The 21505-nt window shown below is 58.7% G+C and carries 21 protein-coding genes; 12 read left to right on the plus strand and 9 right to left on the minus strand.

The window, feature by feature from the left end:
- The 3 genes from AC1D35_RS25605 to AC1D35_RS25615 all read left to right on the plus strand — a co-directional run.
- On the plus strand, positions 1-244 hold a 244-nt coding region (locus tag AC1D35_RS25605), incomplete at its 5' end, for an aldo/keto reductase (protein WP_477940652.1).
- Between the two features lie 87 nt (positions 245-331).
- Positions 332-880: a nuclear transport factor 2 family protein gene (locus tag AC1D35_RS25610; RefSeq protein WP_477852055.1), complete on the plus strand. Its 549-nt coding sequence runs from the start codon at positions 332-334 to the stop codon at positions 878-880.
- Positions 881-989: 109 nt separating this feature from the next.
- Positions 990-1322: an Atu4866 domain-containing protein gene (locus AC1D35_RS25615; RefSeq protein WP_477852057.1), complete on the plus strand. Its 333-nt coding sequence runs from the start codon at positions 990-992 to the stop codon at positions 1320-1322.
- Positions 1323-1480: 158 nt separating this feature from the next.
- On the opposite strand, the gene AC1D35_RS25620 is transcribed toward AC1D35_RS25615, so the two are convergent.
- Complete coding sequence (locus tag AC1D35_RS25620) at positions 1481-2074, minus strand: transglutaminase-like cysteine peptidase (protein WP_113298691.1); 594 nt, start codon at positions 2072-2074, stop codon at positions 1481-1483.
- Between the two features lie 343 nt (positions 2075-2417).
- Between AC1D35_RS25620 and AC1D35_RS25625 the strand changes: the two genes are divergently transcribed.
- Positions 2418-3164, plus strand: coding sequence for a histidine phosphatase family protein (locus AC1D35_RS25625; RefSeq protein ID WP_477852058.1), 747 nt, complete (start codon positions 2418-2420; stop codon positions 3162-3164).
- A 78-nt stretch (positions 3165-3242) separates the two neighbouring features.
- Here the strand turns inward: AC1D35_RS25625 and AC1D35_RS25630 are convergent, their stop codons facing one another.
- Positions 3243-3686, minus strand: a complete 444-nt coding sequence (locus AC1D35_RS25630) for a MarR family winged helix-turn-helix transcriptional regulator (RefSeq protein WP_477940657.1) — start codon at positions 3684-3686, stop codon at positions 3243-3245.
- Positions 3687-3764: 78 nt separating this feature from the next.
- On the opposite strand from AC1D35_RS25630, the gene AC1D35_RS25635 reads away from it, so the two are divergent.
- Positions 3765-4190, plus strand: a complete 426-nt coding sequence (locus tag AC1D35_RS25635) for a DoxX family protein (RefSeq protein ID WP_477852061.1) — start codon at positions 3765-3767, stop codon at positions 4188-4190.
- 11 nt (positions 4191-4201) lie between these two features.
- A complete protein-coding gene (locus tag AC1D35_RS25640; protein ID WP_477852062.1) occupies positions 4202-4879 on the plus strand; it encodes a glutathione S-transferase family protein in 678 nt (225 codons plus the stop codon).
- Positions 4880-5080: 201 nt separating this feature from the next.
- Here the strand turns inward: AC1D35_RS25640 and AC1D35_RS25645 are convergent, their stop codons facing one another.
- Positions 5081-7195, minus strand: coding sequence for a carboxy terminal-processing peptidase (locus AC1D35_RS25645; RefSeq protein WP_113298687.1), 2115 nt, complete (start codon positions 7193-7195; stop codon positions 5081-5083).
- 287 nt (positions 7196-7482) lie between these two features.
- Positions 7483-7992 carry a hypothetical protein gene (locus tag AC1D35_RS25650; protein ID WP_477852063.1) on the minus strand — a complete coding sequence of 170 codons (510 nt, stop codon included), beginning with the start codon at positions 7990-7992 and terminating at the stop codon, positions 7483-7485.
- Positions 7993-8190: 198 nt separating this feature from the next.
- Here AC1D35_RS25650 and AC1D35_RS25655 point away from each other — a divergent pair, with 198 nt between their 5' ends.
- The 3 genes from AC1D35_RS25655 to AC1D35_RS25665 are packed head-to-tail and all read left to right on the plus strand — an operon-like array spanning position 8191 to position 11008.
- Complete coding sequence (locus tag AC1D35_RS25655) at positions 8191-9213, plus strand: ABC transporter substrate-binding protein (RefSeq protein WP_477852064.1); 1023 nt, start codon at positions 8191-8193, stop codon at positions 9211-9213.
- On the plus strand, positions 9210-10250 hold the full coding sequence (locus AC1D35_RS25660; RefSeq protein WP_477852066.1) for a FecCD family ABC transporter permease: 1041 nt from the start codon (positions 9210-9212) through the stop codon (positions 10248-10250). Before AC1D35_RS25655 ends, AC1D35_RS25660 begins: the two co-directional genes overlap by 4 nt.
- Positions 10247-11008, plus strand: coding sequence for an ABC transporter ATP-binding protein (locus AC1D35_RS25665; protein ID WP_113508131.1), 762 nt, complete (start codon positions 10247-10249; stop codon positions 11006-11008). The genes AC1D35_RS25660 and AC1D35_RS25665 overlap by 4 nt, the downstream gene beginning before the upstream one ends.
- A gap of 355 nt (positions 11009-11363) precedes the next feature.
- On the opposite strand, the gene AC1D35_RS25670 is transcribed toward AC1D35_RS25665, so the two are convergent.
- Together AC1D35_RS25670 and AC1D35_RS25675 are read right to left on the minus strand one after the other, a co-directional pair.
- On the minus strand, positions 11364-12569 hold the full coding sequence (locus AC1D35_RS25670; protein WP_477852068.1) for an ABC transporter ATP-binding protein: 1206 nt from the start codon (positions 12567-12569) through the stop codon (positions 11364-11366).
- 150 nt (positions 12570-12719) lie between these two features.
- The gene (locus AC1D35_RS25675; RefSeq protein ID WP_477940662.1) at positions 12720-13865 is read right to left on the minus strand and encodes an ROK family protein; all 1146 of its coding nucleotides are present in this window, start codon (positions 13863-13865) and stop codon (positions 12720-12722) included.
- Between AC1D35_RS25675 and AC1D35_RS25680 the strand changes: the two genes are divergently transcribed.
- A complete protein-coding gene (locus tag AC1D35_RS25680; RefSeq protein WP_477852070.1) occupies positions 13864-15081 on the plus strand; it encodes an ROK family protein in 1218 nt (405 codons plus the stop codon). The genes AC1D35_RS25675 and AC1D35_RS25680 overlap by 2 nt on opposite strands.
- The gene (locus AC1D35_RS25685; protein WP_477852071.1) at positions 15078-16820 is read left to right on the plus strand and encodes a GH116 family glycosyl hydrolase; all 1743 of its coding nucleotides are present in this window, start codon (positions 15078-15080) and stop codon (positions 16818-16820) included. Before AC1D35_RS25680 ends, AC1D35_RS25685 begins: the two co-directional genes overlap by 4 nt.
- Positions 16821-16927: 107 nt before the next feature.
- On the opposite strand, the gene AC1D35_RS25690 is transcribed toward AC1D35_RS25685, so the two are convergent.
- The 3 genes from AC1D35_RS25690 to AC1D35_RS25700 are packed head-to-tail and all read right to left on the minus strand — an operon-like array spanning position 16928 to position 19934.
- Positions 16928-17746 (minus strand): carbohydrate ABC transporter permease, encoded by an 819-nt coding sequence (locus AC1D35_RS25690; RefSeq protein ID WP_113298679.1) that lies wholly within the window; start codon positions 17744-17746, stop codon positions 16928-16930.
- The gene (locus tag AC1D35_RS25695; protein ID WP_477852072.1) at positions 17743-18696 is read right to left on the minus strand and encodes a carbohydrate ABC transporter permease; all 954 of its coding nucleotides are present in this window, start codon (positions 18694-18696) and stop codon (positions 17743-17745) included. The genes AC1D35_RS25690 and AC1D35_RS25695 overlap by 4 nt, the downstream gene beginning before the upstream one ends.
- The gene (locus AC1D35_RS25700) at positions 18693-19934 is read right to left on the minus strand and encodes an ABC transporter substrate-binding protein (RefSeq protein ID WP_477852073.1); all 1242 of its coding nucleotides are present in this window, start codon (positions 19932-19934) and stop codon (positions 18693-18695) included. The genes AC1D35_RS25695 and AC1D35_RS25700 overlap by 4 nt, the downstream gene beginning before the upstream one ends.
- A gap of 214 nt (positions 19935-20148) precedes the next feature.
- Here AC1D35_RS25700 and pglB point away from each other — a divergent pair, with 214 nt between their 5' ends.
- Positions 20149-21459: a polygalacturonase PglB gene (gene pglB / locus AC1D35_RS25705; protein WP_477852075.1), complete on the plus strand. Its 1311-nt coding sequence runs from the start codon at positions 20149-20151 to the stop codon at positions 21457-21459.
- Positions 21460-21505: the final 46 nt, after the last annotated feature.

The raw sequence follows: 21505 nt of genomic DNA on the forward strand, positions 1-21505 counted from the left end.
GTCCCGGGTGGCCCTTGCGTGGACACTGGCGAACCCCTCGGTTGTGTCCCCCATCATGGGCGCCCGCACTGTTGCCCAGGCAGAGGACAATCTCGGCGCTTTGGACGTGGTGCTGTCGCCAGACCACCTCGATCGCCTGAACCGGGTAAGCGACCCAGATCCGATATTCCCGGCCCGTTTCGTGGAACGCCCATTGGTCCAGCAACTCATCTTCGGCGAAGCTTCAGTGGCTCGCCGCATCTGAGCAGACAAAGAGGACCAACATGCATGAAGGCGTGCGGCCACGGCGGTCTTTCTCGCTCTTCATCAACCCGAAGAAAGGAATGATACCATGACCTTTTCCTCACTGCCTAACCACCTTGACAGGGCGTGCCGCAAATTGCTGGTCGCTTCAGCATTCCTGGCCATCATCGGACCGGCGCATGCCGAAACCGCGCCAGGCGCCGGTGTGGAAATCCAGGACACCGCCGTGGAGACACAGAACAAGGCCATCGTTCGCACGGCATTCGAGAAATGGCGTGCAGGTGGCAACGTCTTTGCCGAGCTTCTCGCGCCCGACGTCGTCTGGACAATCCACGGCTCCGGCCCGGTGGCCGGCACCTACCGCAGTCTCGAGGACTTCGTCGAGCGAGGGTCAGGGCCTCTTACTAGCCGTCTGACGACCCCCGTGTTGCCGCAGGTGCATAATATCTTTGCGGATGGAGACATGGTCATCATCCGCTTCAACGGGTCGGCCACGACAACCTCCGGCGCACCTTATCGCAACCAGTTCGTTTGGATATTCCGGATGAAGGACGGCTCTGTTGTCGAGGCCGAGGCCTTTCTGGACCTCGTCGCCTACCAGCAGGTTGTCGAAAACAACGAGCCGCGTGCACGATAGCGGTCACAGTCCGGCTGTGGTTCGGCCTCTCGCATCGCCCGCCGGACCCTGCGCACACTGCAATTCATCATCGCAACCAGAATATCAACAGGCGTTGAGGAGCCCGACCATGAGGTATGCATTTGCAGTCCTGATGACGGCCACGTTCTTGAGCCAATCCGTACAAGCTGAGGAAGCCAACTTGAAGACAAACCATCCCTATACCGGCATGTGGGTGACCGATGACGGTCATGTTCGCCACGAACTTCTGCCGACCGGGCGTTATGTCGAGGCACGCGGTAGGCGCGAACGCGCCTATGAAGGGCGTTACGAAGTAATCGGCGTACATATCGAATATTGGGACGACACCGGCTTCACGGCCGATGGCGACTTCGTCGACGCAAACACCCTGCACCACGGCGGCATGGTTTTGCGCCGCCTTACGGACCGTACAAAACGCTAGCTGCGCCGTAAAAATGACATCCGCCGTTTTGGCACCGAGTTCCTCGCCTTCGTTGTCGGGGACAATCGCAAGAGCCTTGGCATGACACAGGATGAATTTTGGCAAGACGCTGGAGATCGTGCGCCGCATGTGTCCAAGGGCATGCAATGCCGGTGCATCTAAAGTTCGTACCATATGCGCGGGTCTTCACCTGACTGGATCATAAGCCAGCGAAGATCCGCATCCTTCCAGTTTCGGATCGCATTTGTCCGGTTGTCGAGCACCAGGTCGCCACGATCGGTCTTAACGACCAGAACCGCATGGCCCTTGCCGGTGGGCGTCTTGGTGACGGCGATACGCAGTGCCTTCGACGACCAGCCCATCGCGATCAGGTGGTCCCGCTTCGTCAGCGCAAAATCCTCGCAATCGCCGGACTTGACGTTCACCTGCCAGACATCCCCCTGATCGGATCGGTCGTCAACCGGGCGGATCGAGCGGTTGACCGAGGTGTTGACGGCCTGAAGCTGCTTGTCGGCAGAAGGGGTCAAGGGGATTTCGGAAGCCTCGCCGCGAGCAGTACACTCATCTGGATATCGCGCGCAAAACATCACATGCGCAAAAGGGGCGGCAGTCCGGCGTTTTTCGAGAATATAGCTGAATACCGGCGCCGTCTTCAAGCCGCGAGCAGCGCCAGCAGGACCGTCGGCTTCGGCAGTCTGAACAGCTAGCAGCGATGCAAGTGTCGCAACGATTGCCAGTTTGTGCCTAGACATTTGCTACCTCCGTGCACCAGTTCAACGACCGAGGCACAAGTCAATTGCCATCGGTGAAGGAACAGTCTCGTTCGATTGGCTGGAGCTATGTCCAGGATCGATGATTTCAGGCCTATGTCTCCAGAAACGATCGTCTTTCAAATACAACCATATGAATCTGTGATGGCAGATAACAATTTAAACTAGCGCACCGGATGGCCGTTTTCAATGGCGGCGACAAGCTGCCGGTTTAAAAAGCCAAGTAAACCGAACTAGGGGATCGTCACTCGATCAGGTTGTCGGCCATTGCACACTACCTCCGCGCCCGTCATGATGTTCTCACCCTCAGCGTAGACGGACAGACATGCGCATCTTCCTCGTTCGACACGGCGAATCTCTCGGCAACATCAGCGAGAGCGCCTACCGGCAGTTCGGCGATCACAATGTTCCGCTGACGGAATGGGGTTACCGGCAGGCGCTGGCGGCCGGGCGTGGCATCGCTTCGTATCTTGCAGCGCTGCCTGCCGCTGCGCCGAGGGCGACCATCTGGCATTCGCCATATCTGCGCACGCGCCAGACCAAGGACGCGATCGTCGAGGCCTTGCCAGCGGACACCATCAGCGATGTGCATGAGGATTATCTGCTACGGGAGCAGGATTTCGGCCTGTTTACGGAAATCTACGACCGCGCCGAGCAGCGGCGCAAATTTCCGGAAGAATTCGAGAAATGGGCGCGGCTTCGCAACAACAGCGGCAAGTTCTATGCCCGCCCGCCTGATGGAGAGAGCCGGGCAGATGTCGCCCAGCGGGTACGGATGTTTTTGCTGACCGTCATGCATGATATCGGCAAAGGCAACGACACCGCTGTTATCGTCGGCCACGGCGTCACCAACCGTGCCTTCGAGATGAATTTCCTGCATCACAGCGTCGAATGGTTCGAGCGCTCCGACAATCCGGGCAACGCCGATGTGACGCTGATCGAGGGCACGCATGCGGGCGGCTATCGCTCGACGCTTCTGCACAAGGCCGACGACCGTGACCCGGCCGGAGCGACGGAGATGCGCGGCGCTCATGGTTCGGAGCTGACGATCGCACCGAAAACCAGCGTCTAATGGCGATCAATGCCGCTGGGCTTGGCACCCTGCGACGGGTTGAACCGCTGAACTTCCTAGGGCAGCATCCCCTGTCGCCTAACCAGTGAAACGCGACAGTAGAGCAACAATCGATGCGGCCGCTTGATCATCAAGCTTGGCTCCGACATGGGCATCAATTGCCTTTGAATAGACGGCCCACATGCGTTCGCGAAGCAAGCGCCCTGCTTGCGTAATCACGACCCAACGGCCGCGCCCGTCTTCAGCAAAGGCTTCCCGGCTGACGAGGCCTTCGCGCTGCAACCGGTCGATCAGACGCGAGAGATTATACTGCGCAAGCAGGGTGCGTTCTTCGATCTCGAAGGGACGTAGTCTGCCCTCTTCGGCGCGCGCGAGTTCCCAGAGCACGTCGTACCAGCTGAGCGATGGCAGGCYGGCATTCTTGAAGTCTGTCTCTATCGCATTCAGCAGGCGTTGCTGGGCGCGCATGATGCTGATCCACGCCTGCGTCACAGGTTCCGATGGGCCGTTTCGATTCTTCATAGATGCAAGTACATCTATATTGACGGCAATCGCAAGGGTAATTATATGCATATGCATCTATAATTGGAGACAGACACCATGCCAATGGAAACGTCCGTGCCTTACGCAACCGCCCTGCTGCGCATCAGCCTCGGCACGATGTACCTCGCGCACAGCATCATTCTGAAACTCATGACGTTCGGCCTGGCGGGAACTGCCGGCTACTTCGTATCCGTCGGTCTACCCGGCTGGCTGGCCTATGTAACCTTCGCCGCCGAGGCCATCGGCGGCGCCCTTCTGGTTCTCGGCATACAGACACGTGCCGTGGCCCTGACGCTTATCCCCGCGCTCGCCGGCGCAATTATCTGGGTTCATGGAGCAAACGGCTGGTTCTTCACCGCGCCGGGCGGCGGCTGGGAATATCCGCTCTACCTTATCGTTCTCTCGATCGCGCAGGTGATGCTTGGCAATGGAGCCTTGGCGCTACATCCATCGCGGTCGCTCGTCGCCGCCCAGACCCCTTGAGGATCGCTGCCATGCGGAAATTCACGCTCATTTCCCACCATCTCTGCCCCTATGTGCAACGCGCCGCCATCGCGCTTGGCGAAAAAGGCGTTCCTTTCGATCGCGAGTTCATCGACCTCGATAACAAGCCCCATTGGTTTCTCGAGATTTCCCCCCTTGGCAAGGTTCCGCTTTTGCTGATCGAGGAGAGCGGACAGCAGACTGCGCTCTTCGAAAGTGCTGCGATCTGCGAATATATCGATGAGACGCAGGCCGGCGCGAAGCTGCACCCACACGATCCTTTGATACGTGCCCGCCATCGCGGGTGGATGGAATTCGGCTCGTCGATTCTGGCCGATCTCTGGGTCTACGAAACGACCAGCGACCTCGAAGTTTTGAAAGCAAGGGGAAAGGCGATCGCTTCCAGATTCAGCACGATCGAGGCGGAACTGTCTGGGGGACCATTCTTCGCCGGTGAGGGTTTCAGTCTGGTGGACGCCGTCTTTGCGCCGATCTTCCGCTATTTCGACGTCTTTGATGCGATCGGTGAAAATCATATCTTTGACGGTTTGGACAGGGTGCAGAAATGGCGAAGCGCGCTTGCAAAACGGCCGAGCGTTCGGCAGGCGGCGGCTGATGACTATCACGCGCGTCTTGTGGCTTTCCTTGAAAAGCATCAATCCGTGCTGCTGCGCGCAAGCACCGCTTAAGATGCATGCAGCCATCATCACCGCGAGGCCTCACTGCTTCGCGGTGAATCGATCGCACCAGGAGAAGGGCCGACGCCGCGCCGATTGCTTCGAGCTACCTTCGAAGACAGATCGCGATCATCTGATACTCACTCTGCAATCACGCCGCTGCGAACGGTATGATCGCAAAGCTGAGCACACTGTTGCGCCCTTCGGTTATAATTATTTTGCGTTCGTGTTTCCCGATTGTTTTGTGGCTGCCTTTAACGCGCCTTGCTGCAGATCTGCCTCATCGGCAACAATGGCGGCGGCCTCGTTGAGCAAGACGTCTTTTGCCTTCTTGCGGGCATTCTCAATAGCAATATCAGCGCTCAGGCTGCGCTCGTCTGACTGCAGGCCATCATCTCCACCAGGATCTTCGCCACCATCCGCTTGCGCTCGGGACTTCAGCCGATTTTCTCGCGCTGTCGCTTCTTTACGACGTTCGGCTTCGTTGAGGGAGACGACCCCTTTCTCGCGCTGCGCCTTAAGGTCGGCAATGTCCTTTAACAGGCGTTGGAAATCCGGATCGCTCTCAACCCGTGCATCATGCCGGCTTTGCAATGTCGGCAGCAACGTCGTGACAGTGTCGGAAGGCGCATAGTCCGCAGGCTTGATCTGCGCCCACGGCAGGGCATTGTCATAACTGGTTTCGCCGAAGACAGCCGGATCGGAAAGTCCCGGCAAGCTGATATCAGGTGTCACGCCGCGCAACTGCGTCGTACCGCCGTTGACCCGGAAAAACTGGGCAATCGTCACTTTCAACTCCCCGAATTCGGGTTTGCTGTTGCGAACCATTCGGTCCAGATTGAGGACGGTCTGGACCGTCCCCTTCCCGAAACTGGGTTCACCGATAATCACGCCCCGACCGTAATCCTGGATTGCCGCAGCAAAAATCTCCGAAGCCGACGCCGACCCGCGATTGATCAGGACACCCACCGGGCCTTTCCAGACAGGCGCTGCAAAATCAGCGTTTCTAATCTCGACCTTACCGTCGCTACCGCGTTGCTGAACGACCGGGCCGTTGCCGATGAACAGACCAGTCAAATCGATCGCCTCGTCCAATGAACCGCCGCCATTGTTGCGCATGTCTATGAGAACGCTGTCGACCTTCTCTTGCTTCAGTTCGCCGAGAAGCTTGGCGACATCGCGGCTTGCGCTTTTATAGTCCTTGTCTCCTTTGCTCTTGGCTTCAAAATCCTCATAGAATACCGGCAGAGTAATCACCCCGATTTTACGCGCGGCGTCGCCTCCGCCCACGGACAGAACCGCCTTGCTGGCAGCCTGCTTTTCGAGACTGATTTTGTCACGCACGAGGTTGACTACGCGATGCGTGCCATCTGCCCCGGCGTCCGCCGGCAGGATGTCCAGGCGCACGACTGAGCCTTTTTTCCCTCGTATGAGTTGCACGACTTCATCAAGGCGCGTGCCCACCACTTCCTTTATCGCTCCATCCTTGCCTTGACCAACGCCGGTAATGCGGTCTCCGACTGCGAGCTTGCCGGACAACTGCGCCGGGCCGCCAGGCACGAGCTCACGGATCGTCGTATAGTCGTCGCGATCCTGCAGCACCGCACCGATACCAAACAGCGAAAGCTTCATCGCGATATTGAAGTCAGCCGAAGCGGCCGCGCCGAAATAGTCGGTATGCGGGTCGATCGACGTTGCGTAGGCGTCCATGAACGACTGAAAAACGTCGTCGCTTTTATACTTCTGAACGCGCTCGAGGGTGTTGGCATAACGCTTGTCGAGCGTTTCGCGAATAGCTGCGTCAGTTTTACCGCCTAGTTTCAACCGCAACCAGTCGCTTTTGACGCGCTTGCGCCAAAGGTCATTGCTCTCGGCTTCAGACTGCGGCCAAGGCTCTTTATCGCGCAGCACGGAATAATCTTCCTGCGCGCCGAAATCGAAGCCCTGCTTAAGCAAATTGCGCGCGTAGTTCATGCGGTCGACAACGCGCTGTTCATAGGCGTTGAAGATCGCAAACGGGATCTTCAAGTCCTGCCGTTCGATGGCATCGTCGATCTCGCTGCGGTCAGCCATGAACCTGTCGACGTCCGCCTGCAGAAAGAGTGCGCGGTCTGGATCAAGCGATTTGATGAACCGATCCATGATCCTGGCCGACAAGGCGTCGTCGAGTGCAACGGGCTTGTAGCTGAAGCGCGTGAGAACTTGGGCACTCAACTGAGCGGCTTGCGCCTGTTGCTTCAGCGGGGCCAAAACAGGCGATGCGACTTCTGCATATGCGGACTGAGCGATTGCAAGAAATGCACCAAGAAAAACGTAGTGTATGCGCATTCAGCGATGATCCAATTCTTAATACCTGTTGCCGATGTGTGATCTAGGTGAGGCAATTATGGTCTTTTGGCAACCAAAATGGATCATCCGCGGCAATTCTTGCCGTTCTGATTGGCAACAACGTTGGATGGCCGGTAGCTTTTCTTGCCGTCTTCGCGGCTTCTTCGCTCCTTTTCCGCCCTATCGAATCAACTGCGATCGAAATGGCTGGACATCAATGAACATGTCAGGCGGCGGCATCCGTCCGAAGCAATAGGGACGGATCCGGTCGTTCTGGCCAATGGCGATCAGGATCGAGACCCTAAGTTTGCAACGAGCGGTCCGAGACCTTCGGCAATCGTCAGGTGGACGATGATGGCGTCGCGAAGGTGCGTGTAGGCCAGGTCCGCCAGCATCGCGGTTTGCACCACCGCCACGACGTCGCCGGCCTCCGAGCCGATCATGGTGAAGCCACGGATGCGATCGTCATCGGCACTCACGAGAACCTTCATGAAGCCCATCTCGTCATCGCTTGTGAAGTCCTGACCTGCTGAAGAAGACTTAGAAGCGACGAAAATAGTACACCAAGACTTCGCTGGCGCCCGGCGTAGCGACCCTGTCCACTTCAGCCGCAAGCACAGCAAGCACGTATTCAATCCTCTGTTTCGGAGGATATCAAGCCAGCGGCTACGATTGCAGGCTACGGGATCGCTCGGAACAAGATCCCAGCGGAGTGGACGGCGAGATGCCGTGCTGATCGCCGATTTCAATTCGGCCCCATAGCGCAATGGTGCGGCCGCGGTTCTGAAATGTGTCACGCCTTTATGCTCTGTATCCAGGCCTCGCTGTCGACCCGATCGCAACGCCCGGCCAGCTCTGCCGCTTGGGGAACGGAATCGAGAGCCTGCCGCTATAAAAGGTGACCATAATACTCTTGTTTTTCCTTTGGTAAGCGGGTTATACCGCCCGCGCCCTTAAAATCCCCTTGTTGGGGACCAGAAGAACAGGAAGTTCTCATGAGCGTTTTGAAGTCCCTTACGGTTCCCGCTTTCGTCGCCGTATTCGGCCTGATCGCGACACCGGCACTGTCAGCGCCGACCGGGTATCCACTGACGCTGGACAATTGCGGTGCGAAGGTCACCATTCAAAAGGCTCCGCAGCGCGCAATCGGACTTGGCCAGAACAGCGCGGAGATCATGCTGCTTCTCGGCCTTGAGGATAAAATGGCCGGTACGGCATTCTGGCCGAGCAAGGTTCTGCCTCAGCTGGCCGAAGCCAATGCGAAGGTCAAGCTTCTGACTGTCGAGTTCCCCACATTCGAGTCGATCTTGGCGCAGAACCCGGATTTCGTTGCAGCAGCGCTGCCGAGCCTGATCGGAGCGACCAGCAAGGTCGCCAAGCGCGAGGACTTCGACAAAGTCGGCGTGCCGAGCTACGTTTCACCCAGCACCTGCCTCAGCACTGAAAAGGTCAAGAACGAGTATGGCAGCCGCGACCAGCTCTGGAATATGGACCTGCTCTACAAGGAGATCGACGAGCTCTCGCAGATTTTTGACGTCTCCGATCGCGGCCAGGCGCTGATCGCCGATTTCAAGAAGCGCGAGGCGGATTTGCGCGCCGGCGTCTCCAGGGACGGCAAGCAGCTTTCCTATGTTTTCTGGTTCTCCAGCCAGTCGCCTTCCGCCGACGCCTATGTCGGCGGCAAGAACGCTGCATCCGGCTTCATCGCCGATCTGCTCGGCGGCAGGAATGCCGTCACTGCGGAAGCCGAATGGCCGACGCTCGGTTGGGAAAGCATCATCGCCGTCAATCCAGATGTCATCGTCGTTGCCAATCTCGACCGAAATCGCTGGGAACTCGACAAGCCGGAGGCCAAGATCAACTTCCTGAACACCGACCCGGCCGTCAGCCAAATGCCAGCCGTCAAAAACAAGGCCATCGTCGTCATGGACGGTCAAGCCATGAACCCGACAATCCGCACGATCTATGGTGCGGAACAGGTGGCCGAACAGCTGAAGGCCCTTGGCCTGATCAAGTGACCGCCTCGAACCGCTCCCTCCGGCATGTTGCCGCTTTCGGCGTCATCCTGTTGGCCTCCCTCGTGGCGGTCGGCCTCGTCGTCGGCGTCAGTGTCGGGATTGGCGATCTGCCGATCCCGCTCGCCACGACGTTTGCCGCCGTCACCAACAGGCTGGGATGGACGGCGGTGGAACTCAACCGCATCTACGAAACTGTGATCTGGGACTATCGTCTCAGCCGCGCGCTCGTTGCGGCCTTCTGCGGCGCTGGGCTGGCCCTGTCGGGTGCAATTATGCAGTCGCTGCTGCGCAATCCGTTGGCAGAGCCTTATGTTCTCGGTATCTCCGCCGGCGCGTCCACCGGTGCGGTCGCCATCGTCATCCTCGGTGTCGGCGCAGGCGCGGTCTCGTTGTCGGCCGGGGCTTTTGCCGGCGCCTTCGCGGCCTTCTTCTTCGTAGCGCTACTGTCGAACGGCACACGCGGCGGCGCTGACCGGACAATTCTCGCCGGCGTCGCCGCTTCGCAGCTCTTCAATGCCGCCACATCCTACGTGGTCACGACGTCAGGCAACGCGCAACAGGCCCGTGACGTCATGTTCTGGCTGCTGGGCAGCTTCGGGGGAGTGCGGTGGCCGGAATTCATGCTGGTCTCGGTCATCGTCGGTTTCGGGCTTGTCGTCTGCCTGCTCTATGCCAGGGTCCTCGATGCCTTTGCCTTTGGTGATGAAGCGGCCGCATCTCTCGGTATCAACGTCATCAGGGTCCGCATCGTGCTGTTTGCGCTAACGGCAATGATGACGGCGACGATCGTCAGCATGGTCGGCTCGATCGGCTTCGTCGGTCTTGTCGTGCCGCATGCGGCACGCTTCGTCGTCGGGCCGCTGCATGTCCGGCTGCTTCCGGCCTGCGCCATCGTCGGTGCGATCTTCATGGTGCTCGCCGATATCGCATCGCGCGTCCTGATCCCGCAGCAGGTTCTGCCGATCGGCGTGGTCACGGCACTGGTCGGCGTCCCTTTCTTCTCCGTCATTCTCTATCGGTTCCAGCGCACATCATGAGCATCAAAACCGAAAACCTCGTCTGGAAAATTGGCAGGAAGACCATACTTGATGGCGTCTCCTTCGAAGCACCGTCAGGCAAGATGCTTGGCCTCCTCGGACCGAACGGCTCCGGCAAGACATCTCTCCTGCGGCTTCTGGCCGGCCTGAAGCAGCCGCATGCCGGCCAGATCACTCTCGATCGGAAGAACATCAGGACCATCGGACGCCGCACGATCGCGCAACGCGTCGCCTTCGTCGAACAGCACGCGACGACCAACGCCAATCTCAGGGTTATCGACGTTGTCAAGCTCGGACGCTTTCCGCATCGGTCGATGTTTTCCGGCTGGACACTCGCCGACGACCAGATTGTCGAGCAAGCACTCGATCGGGCGGGCATGACCGGCAAGCGAAACGAACGCTGGCAGAGCCTGTCTGGTGGGGAGAAGCAGCGCACCCATATCGCAAGAGCCCTGGCGCAGTCGCCGAAAGAACTGATCCTCGACGAACCGACCAACCATCTCGACATCCAGCATCAGATCGGGCTGATGCGGCTGGTTTCCGGTCTGCCGGTGACGAGCATCGTCGCAATGCACGACCTCAACCACGCGGCCATGTTCTGCGACGAATTGATCGTCATGCAGAGCGGCAGAATCGTCGCGGCCGGCATGCCGGAAGACGTGCTGACCCAGGAACTTCTGCGGGATGTGTTTTCGGTCGATGCGCGAGTGGAGACGTCGCCGCATCATCCAAGGCCGCACATCCACTACCTCCCTTAAGGACGCCATGCTGCGACGGTGGAGCGGATGCGGGATTCCCAAGAGAACGGTCAGGGAGGACCCAACATCGGTGAATCCAGGTGCGGTCGGTTCAGTTCGACCCTGAACCGGTATTGTTTCCCACAGACCCGCTCGATCACCGCACTCAAGATGCGGTTCTCCTCATCGCAGAGAATGTCGCGGATCGGGCGATCGGCTGTCAGTTTGCCACAAGTGTCGGCGCAGAGACGGGCAAGATCTTTTCAGCCAATCACGCGCCTCAATGCAACGCGGCCACCCATTGTGGCCAAACCGTAGACGCTCGGCGCCCACGCCAAAGCGGGCGGCTTGCGTTGCCGGTGGCAAGCAGAACTAGTTATTCGTGACGGTCCGCCACGACATCTCCATGGATCTGCCCGGAAGCACGATTTGACGCAATCCTGCGACCGTAAGAGGTTTCCTTGGATCTCTCTTTTCCGGTTGCGCGCTTGAGATTTGCGCCGCTCTCTGAATCGAAGAGATGGAGGCGCTGAGGCTGGACAATCAGTGCCAGAGAGGAATGATCCTCGATTTCTACGTGATCCGGCAGATGCGCGATCGTTGCAGTCTCGCTTCCTTCCAATCTTCCGTAGGCATAAGTATCCGTGCCAATGCTTTCCGCGTAATCGACGTTTAGACGGACGGTGACGCTGCTTGCCGCCGCACCCTTGGCAAGTTCAAAATGGTTCGGCCGCACGCCGAGGATAACGGTCTGGCCGGCCGCCGTGGCTGCGCCTTCGATCGGCAGATATACCGGCCCGAAGCCCGGCACCTCCAGCGCGACGCCACCCGGCCCGGAGGAAAGCACACTGCCCTCAAAAAAGTTCATCTGCGGCGAGCCAATGAAGCCCGCGACGAATCTATTGGCCGGCGTCTCGAATAGTTCCAATGGCGTGCCGACCTGTTCGATGCGGCCTGCATTGAGGACGACAATACGATCTGCCATCGTCATTGCTTCGACTTGATCATGCGTCACATAGACCATGGTCGCGCCCAGCCTTTTATGCAGGCGGCTGATCTCGCCGCGTGTCTGCACGCGCAGTGCGGCGTCCAGGTTGGATAGCGGCTCATCGAACAGAAACAGCTTGGGGTTCCTGACAATCGCCCGACCGATTGCCACACGTTGCCGCTGGCCACCTGAGAGCTGCTTCGGCCGTCGGTCGAGGAGAGGCTCGATCGCAAGCATTCGTGCCGCCTCCATCACGCGCTGATCGATTTCGGCTCTACTCATTTTGAGGTTTTCGAGGCCAAAGGAAAGATTTTGGGCAACGGTCATATGGGGATACAGCGCGTAGGACTGAAATACCATCGCGATCCCGCGATCCCCAGGGGGTGCCGTCGTCACATCATTGTCGCCAATGATAATCTGGCCGGCGCTTACGCTTTCAAGGCCTGCGACGAGGCGAAGCAATGTCGACTTGCCACAGCCGGAAGGGCCGACCAGCACAACGAATTCCCCCTCGCCTACGTCGAGATCGACGCCATGAAGAATCGCATGATGGCCGAAGCTCTTCTTGACATCGTTCAACTTGAGACCGGCCATGAATCCATTCCTTTGACGCTATATCTGGAGGCGCACGGGCACGCCGATCTGTCGGTTGCCGTCCTTTAGTTGGCTTCAGTTTGCGTGGAACTAATTAGTTCGTCAAGATGACGAACGTAAATTTCTATGTCAACGAGATCTGCTTGACAGTCAGAGCGGCGGTGGCGGAAGGCGCCGTTGCTCCGGCAAGGTCTGGGGAGAGAAAAGCAGATTGTGGACATGGTTGAGGCCAATCGCAAGCGCGCCTAGCAGCGTTGCGCGCCCACCAAGAACACTGGCCTTCACATCGATGGCACGACGGCTTGCCTTCGCAATACCTTGCCGGACACGTTCTGTAATCAGCGGGTGGCGACCGATACTGCCGCCGAGGACGACTGTCTTCGGATCGACGATCGCATTGACGGAAACGACAAGGAGCGCGGCGATATCAGATACTTTGCCGATCACCTCGACAGCAATCGGGTCGCTGTTTTCGGCGAGTGCCAAGATGTCCCGGACTGACGTATCCTTGGCGCCTCCTGAGTGAGCATAGAGCTCGCTGATTCCACGGGCCGCAATCGCGCATTCCAAGGCGCCGCGTTCAAGGCTGTCCTCGGCATAGGGGTCCGCGCCGAACGGGATATAAGAGATTTCACCGGCGGCTCCGCTTGCGCCGCGCATCAGCTTGCCATCCTGCAGCACGCCCAGTCCGATACCCGTCCCCAGCGATATGAAAGCGACGGTATCGATCGCGGTCGCGCATCCCTGCCAGGACTCGCCAATAACCGCTGCATTAACGTCGTTTTCAAGCACGACGGGACAGCCAAGCCTGTCACTCAGCGTCCTGCCGATGTCGATGCCCTCAATATCGGTCAGATTTGGCGCCATGGAGAGCGCGCCGGTAACAGGATCAACCACGCCGGGTGTCGCTATTGCCGTCACGAGGACACGGTCCYTGGCGATACCCATATCCGCAAGCATTTTCGAAAGCATCGCTTGAACCTGATCGAGCAAGTGATAGCCACCGCGGCGGTCCGAGGGATAGTCCATTTCACCAACGACATTTCCCACAATATTGCCGAGAACGATGCGCGTCGTCGTGGCGCCCATGTCGACACCGATGGCGTAGCCGGCGTCGCCATTGACCTCATAGGTAATGGCGGTGCGGCCAATGCGGCCGCTGGTGACCCCTTTTTCTCGAACCCACCCACCCTCTTCCAGGGTCCGAATGACCTCGGACATCGTCTGCTTGGAAAGGCCGGTAATCTTGGAAAGCTCTGCACGCGAAGTGGGGCCGGCGTGAAGCAGAACATCCATGACAGCGCGAACGGAGATCTGCCGCAATACGGGAGGCGCGTTTTCGGTTAATGCCATATTCGAGCTATCTCGCCAGATCCGTCTTCATCGTTGCACCGGTGCTTGCTTTTTCCATGAAAGCCCGCCGATTTCAAACGGCTTGTTGACAGTTCACAGGAGCGGCAATAATAAATTCGTCAACCTGCCGAACAAATATCGCAAAGGATTGGGTTTGTCAAATATTTCAACCATTGCGTCAGCTTTGCGACAGCCCGATCGCATCTATCGAGCAGATGGAGCGGGCGCATCTCAAGGTCTCGTCGCGGGCGTCGACCTGGGCGGTACAAAGATCCTTGTGGGCCTTGCCGATCTTCAGGGGCGCATCCTGGCAAAGGTCGAAGAGCCGACCGAACACGGTGCGGGCGCACCCGTACTGCAGCAAATTCCACGGATGATTTTGTCGCTGCTGCAGCGGCATCGGGATCTCGGGCCTTTGCACAGGGCTGTCGTCGGCGTGCCAAGCGCCGTATCGCCCACCACTGGGCTCGCATCGCTTTCCCCTCATTTGGCAATTCCAGCCGATCAGCCACTTGCCGTGTTACTCGCAAAAGCCCTGCCCTGCCGCGTCGTGGTAGATAACGACGTAAACCTCGCAGCTTACGCAGAAGCTACACTTGGCAAGGGGCGAGATCGGCACTCCCTCGCATTCGTGGCTTTCGGAACCGGTGTCGGCATGGGCTTGGTTGTCGGCGGAACGCTTTTCCGTGGCCAGCATGGGCGGGCAGGTGAGCTTGGCTTGCTGCCGCTGGGCGCTGACCCCCATCAGGCCGCATCTCAAGCCCGCGCCGGCCTCTTTGAGGACCAGGTCGATTCACCTGCAGTGCGAAGCCTTTATGGCGACGGCACCCTGCCGGTCAGCGAGATCTTCGCGCGTGCTTCGGCCGGGGATGAGCAAGCGGCCGCTGTTATCGAGACGCTCGCGAAATCGGCTTCGGTTGGCATCGCCTCCGTGCAAGCGCTCCTTGATCCCGACCTGATCGTGCTGGGAGGCGGCATTGGCTCGCGCCCCGAATTTGTCGATGCCGTGGCACGGCATGTGTCTGTATTGCTGCCGTTTGCGACGCCGATAGAGGCAACTGGGATCGGCCCGGAAGCCGGCATGCTGGGCGCGCTCATGCTCGGCCTGAGCGACCTTGCACCCATCGAGAATATAGCGCCACAGGAGGCCGTACAATGAGCACACCGCAAGCGAAACCAGAAGTTCTGACACCGCTCGCTGATGGACAGCTTCGTTCCACGACACCCTTGCTCATTCCTTTCATGGCTCCGCGCCTGCAGGGCGATTGCCACCCGGAAGGCAAGATCGAGCTATCATTGTGGGGCGCCGGCAAGCTTGCAAATCTGACTTTCAAGGGTTGGAGTGCTCCGTTCATCTATGCCCCGAACCGCGTGGAAGCGCATGGCGGGGGACTCTATGTGGCGCAATCGGCGCCAGCGCTCTTCTTGAAGGGCGCAACGCTGCGGACCTTTATTCCCGCCCGCCGTTGCGCCTGGTGGGGCAGCGAGGCAAAGCGTGAGCCGGTGGAGCGGCAGGACAGCCGCCGCATTGCCCGTACCGGCTGGGGTGTCGTTATCGCCGAGCAGAGGTCAGATGGGATATTCGTCGCCGCGGGCGCAACGATCGAGGAAGCACAGGCAGCTCTTGATCTCGACCAGGCGCAACTGATGGCCGAGGCGAACGCCTATGTAGAGCGCTGTGATGCAATGCCGGAAGCGGATCCCTTGATGCGCAGCATGATCTCTCAGAGCCTGCATGCCGCGCTTTCCAGCATACGGCAGGACGAGCGTGGCGCCTTTGCCGGCCTTGCGGCCGGCCAGGCCTATAGCGCGCCGGCCCGTACCTACTATCGTGACGGCTATTGGACGCTCCAGGCTCTCCTCGACCGGGAGCCCGAGGCAGTCCGCGCGCAGATAGACCTTCTCGCACGGGGCGTGCAGCAAAACGGAGAAGCACCGAGCGGCGTCATCCTGACAGGACCCGGACAGGCCGAGGAATGGGAAAGCGTGCGGCGGACGCATCCAAGGATCAAGGAGGAGCACCTTCGGCCTGGCGACTGGTGGAGCGATCACTTCGACAGCCCGCTCTTCTTTATCCTGACGATCGGCGACTACGTCAGGACAACCGGTGACAGCTCTCCCCTTTCCCAATACTGGGACAAGGTAGTGGCGATCTTCAATCGGTATTGCAGCTTCGACGAAGCAGGAAACGGCTTGCCGATGAAGCCCCGGCACGATCGCGACTGGGCCGACAACGTTTACCGTCATGGCTACGTTGCCTATGACCTCGGCTTGTGGATCGGAGCGCTCGACGTCATCGCGCAGCATGGCGGCTTGGTTGAGCCATCGGTCGCCTCCGAGGCGGCCGCCGTGGCGAAAAATGCGCGCGCTTCGCTGGATGCGGCGCTGCTGCAACCGAGCGGCACCTACGCTGACTACGGAACCAAGGCGGATTTCGTCGAAGATCACCTGACGCTGGATAGCCTCACGCTCCTTCGCTTTCAGGCGGTCGCCCCGGAGAGGGCAAGAGCGGTGCTCGCCCGGATGCAGGAGACCCTGGAAAGCCGCAACAACAGCGAGCAGCCCTATGGCGATTGGGGAGTGCTTTGCGCCTTTCCGCCCTTCAAGCGCCCAAAGGACACACGCGAAAAATCCTACTTCGCCTACCGCTACCACAATGGTTCGGACTGGCCTTACCTGTCGGGCCTCTACGCGGAGCAGCGCCTCGCTTATGGGCTGGGCGACGCGGACTACCCGCTATTGCGCTGGTGGAAGACCTGCCTCGAGAACGGCTGGATGGGAGCGGTTGAATACTTCTCGCCACCTTGGGGACGCGGTTCGCTGCTTCAGGGTTGGAGCAGTATGCCGGCCTTCGCCGCTCTTGCCTATAAGGACAAGCTGGGGGCGACGATCTGCTGAACTCCCATCGACCGCCATCATGCGGCCTCCTTTTGTCACCTGCAGAATTGTCGATGCAAAAAAGCCGCCTCAAAGGCGGCTTTTTCAGTTCAATCCAGGGCCCTGCCCTATTCCTTCGTCGCGCCTGCCATCAAACCGTTCATCAACATACGTTGCAGAGCGGCGAACATTACAAGGACCGGCAGCACGGAAAGCACCGACATGGACAAAAGCCGTGGCCAGTTGATGCCAAAGCGCCCTACAGTATTTGCAAGCGCGACCTGGACAGTCCATTTATCCTGATCGCTGATGATCAGAAACGGCCAGAGATAGTCGTTCCAGCGCCATACGAGATTGAAGGCCAGCAGTGTACCGATCGCCGGTATGGCAAGCGGCACGATGATCCGCCAGAGAATGCGCCATTCCGGCGTCCCGTCGAGGCGTGCTGCCTCAAGAAGGCTGTCGGGAATGTTGGTGATGTATTGCCGCATCAGGAAGACACCGGTGGGCGTCGCTGCCGGCGCGATGATGATACCTGCGAGCGTATCGAGAAGATGGAGATCGCGCAGGACCAGAAAGACGGGGATCATGACGATCTGCAGCGGCACCATGAGCGACGACATGATGAGCAGGAAGAAGAGCGTATCGCCCTTGAACCTGAATTTCGCCAGGGCATAACCGGCCATGACGCTGATCGTGACGGAAAGAAGCGCCGAGAGTACGGATACGATGGCCGAGTTACGGAAGAAGATCAGGAACTTCGCGCGCGATACGGTATCAATGAAGTTCTGAAGCGTCGGCTGCACCGGAAAAATGGACGGCGGCCACTGGAAAATCTCCTGCTGTGATTTCAGCGACGAGAGAAAGAGCCATACCGGCGGCATAAGAAAGACAAAGAGGGTCAGTGCGACGAAGGCCAGGCGCCAGGGAGAGTAGATCCGCGTCATTTTTCACCCCGCGACATACGCAGCTGGAAGACGGTCAGAAGCAGGAGGATGATGAACAGAACCGTCGATTGAGCGGCAGCGACGCCGGCCTGCATCGGCTGCTGGAACGCTGTGTCATAAATCGTCTGAATAAGGTAAACCGTCGCCTTGCCTGGACCGCCGCCGGTCAAGGACACGACGAGTTCGTAGACTTTGAAGGCCTCGATCGAGGACAGGACCAGAACGACCGCCATCGTGGGCTTGAGGAGCGGTAAGGTGATATGGGTGAATTGCCGCCACTTGCTGGTGCCGTCGATTGACGCGGCCTCGTAGTAGTCAGTGGAAATTGCGGTCAGGCCTGCGATGAAAATCATCATGTTGAAGCCGGCTTGCGCCCATACCCAGGCAATGACCATCGCCACTTGAGCCATCGTGTCCTGTTCCAGCCATGGGATCGGAGCGATGCCAATCAGCGAAAGCAGGTAATTGACGAGGCCATTATTGAGGCCGAAGAGCCACCTCCAGGCAACGCCGATAATCAGCAGGCTGATCATCGACGGAAAGAAGACGACGGTGCGCACGACGGCAAACAGTTTGGTCTGTGGCGCCAGCAAAAGAGCCAGTGCCAACGACACGGCGATGTTCAGCGGAACCGCGATAACAACGAAGAGGACCGTCTTAAGCAGCGAATTCTGGAAATCGGCATTGCTCAGGAGGCCAATGAAGTTTTCCAGACCGACATACTGAGGCAGGGTGTTTGGCACCTGCGGAACGACCACCACACCGCGCTTGAAAAAGGCCATGAGCAGGCCCTGGACCAGCGGATAGAGCGTAAAAGTGATGAGCAGCGCCATCGTCGGCAGCATGAGCAAATAAGGCCAACCGAGGTTTGCCAAGCCGACCCGACGGCCCTTCGGCACTGGGTGGGGACCCAGCGCCGAACTGCCTTTTTCGATTATGACCGCAGTCACTTGCTAGCCTCAAGTGAGGCGTCGGCCGCCTTCTTGATCTGTGAAATGGCCTCCGCCGAGGAGATCTGTCCGGCGACGGCCTGGGTGACAGCCGTCTTTACGGTGCCCCAGACCGCTTGCATCTGTGGCCAAGCCTGGTCGGTCGCCGCATAAGCCGGGCTGGCGTTCAGCTCGTTCTGCATTGCCTTGATCGCTTCGGTCGCTGCCGGATTGTCGTATTTGACAGCCGGTGCTTTCAGATTTGCTGGTATCATGCCGAAGGTCTTGGCGTACTGCGCCTGAATTTCAGGAGAGGTGATCCACTTTATGAATTCAAGAGCTTCCGGAAGATGCTGGCTAGTATTGAAGGCGACGATATAGTCACCGCCATAGATCGACGAGGCCACGGTGCCGCGCGGTGTCGGCCCTGCCTGCCATGCAAAATGTGCATTCTCCGCCAATCCGGCGATCTGCCAGCTTCCCGACATATAGGCTACAGCCTGACCGGCGGTGAAAAGCTCCTTCGGGTTGTCCGAGCTTGCACCGGACCACAGGCCGGGCGGCATGGCAGCCTTGGTGATGTCGACGAACTTGTCGAGCGCGGTCGTCCACGCCGCCTCGTCCATAATGACCTTTACAGGCTCTTTCTCGCTGTAGATGTGGTTGCCGTATTGATACTCGTGAACGATCCAGCGGCTTGCCGAAACGTCCCAAACCAGCGGATAGCGGGTGCCGGACTTTTCGGCGACTTCCTTGATCTTCGGAACGAATTCATCCCAGGTCCAGCCGGTCGCCTCATCCGGAATAGCAACGCCGGCCTTCTTGAAGGCATCGGCGTTCAGAAAGATGCCGGTCGAGGTCACTCGGAGCGGTGCGGCGATGACCTTGTCGCCGAGTCTGGCACCATCCCCCCAGCCCTTGACGAAATCATTGATCCATTCGGGGCCGATCTCTTTGTTGAGATCGACGAGGAACGGACGAATGACCGGCTCCATTGAAGACGTGAGCGATAAATCCGGCATAATGCCGGAGGCCGCATACTGCTGGAATTTCTGAACCATGCCGTCATACGGCGTGATTTCAAGGTCGAAGGTCGTGTCTGGATGCTGTTTCGTGTACTGATCGAGCAGGGCGCGTGTGTTCGCCTCTTCCTGATCGTTGTCCACGTACCAGACGAGCTTTAGCTCTGATGCCGCCGCAAGCGAAATCGTCATCGCCATGGCAGTCGCAGTCATCATCAATGTCTTGAGCGGTTTCATATGGTTCCCCTTTTGGCTCCTCATTCCTAGAAACTCTGCAAACGATCGATCTGTATCCACTCCCTTCAGATCATTCTTTTGTTCGTAACCATGACGAATTAAATACGAGTTTTCGGCGGTGTCAATACAACAACATCGAGCGCGCCCATTTAGTTCGTCCTGTTGACGAATAAATTGCRACAGCTTAGTTGTTCCGAAAGCGAGAGGAGACCCAATGGATATTTCCGTCGAAGCAAATGGCGCTGATCTGCAGCAACTCATCGACAGGCTGACCGCCGTCGGTGGGGGAACTCTTCTGTTGCGAAGCGGGCGGCACCTCACGGGACCAATCCGTCTTGGCAGCGGCATAACCCTGTCGTTTGAGGTGGGCGCGACACTCGAGTTCATTGCCGACTACGAGCTTTACGCCGAAAATTCAGTGAGTGTGATCGCCGAGGGATCGGACCGTGCCTACATTGTGGCGCATGGCGCCCATGATGTCGCGATATTGGGCAACGGTACGATCGTTGCCTCAGGTGGCGCTTTCAACACCGGCTTCGATGAGACAGTCGGCACCTACACGCCGAGCGAAAAGCGCCCGAGGGTTCTGGTGCTCGAAGACTGCAGCAATGTCAGGCTCGAAGGCTTCGTCATCGAGGATTCCCCGATGTGGACGGTCCACCTCGTCCGCTGCCGCGATGTGATCGTCAACAGCATGAAGGTGTTCAACAATCGACAGCTCCCGAATACGGATGGGATTGTCATAGATAGCTGCGTGAACGTTGCCGTGAGTCAGGTCGTCATCAACACGGCTGATGACGGCATCTGCCTCAAGACCAGTCGGAGCGAAAAGGGCATCGGACGCTGCGAGAAGATCAGTGTCTCGGATTGCGTTGTCGAGAGCAACAGTTGCGCATTGAAGATCGGCACGGAAAGTTTCGGCGACATCCGCGACGTTCGTTTCGTTCATTGCAGAATCCAGGATTCGAACCGCGGCCTCGGCATTTTTTCGCGTGATGGCGGAACGATCGATAGCATTGTCTTCTCGGATATAGAGATTGACTGCCACGAAACCCCCGATGGTTTCTGGGGCTCGGGTGAGCCGCTGACGATTACGCAACTCGATCGCCGGCCCGAACTGCCGGCTGGGGCCGTCAGCAATGTGCGCGTTGAGAACGTCAGAGGCCGCTGCCACGGCCCCATCAATCTCTTCGCAGAGGCAAGTGGCGGGATTGCAGGGATCACCCTATGCAATATTCAATTGACGATGCAGGAAGGCCCGCTGGGAACTGCCCAGCAATATGACCTGCGTCCCACCAGCATCGACCTCTCCCCGCCCAAGGACGTCGAGGGGCGCGGCAATGCCTGGCTCCGAGGGACAGACGGAAAGATCATCGGCCTGGTCGACTACCCGGGAGGCATGCCGGGGTTCTTTGCGCACAATGTGTCCGGCTTGGTTATCGAGAACGTGGCGACGAATAGACCGGTCCCTCTTCCTCGGGGCTGGAATGCGCACGAGCGCGTCATCCTTGGCGGTGACGCGTGAGGCAGAACGCCTGATATCGCGCCGGATGTGTGGCGAGGGAGACAAC

The sequence above is a fragment of the Rhizobium sp. P1_E6 genome (genome assembly GCF_056405875.1).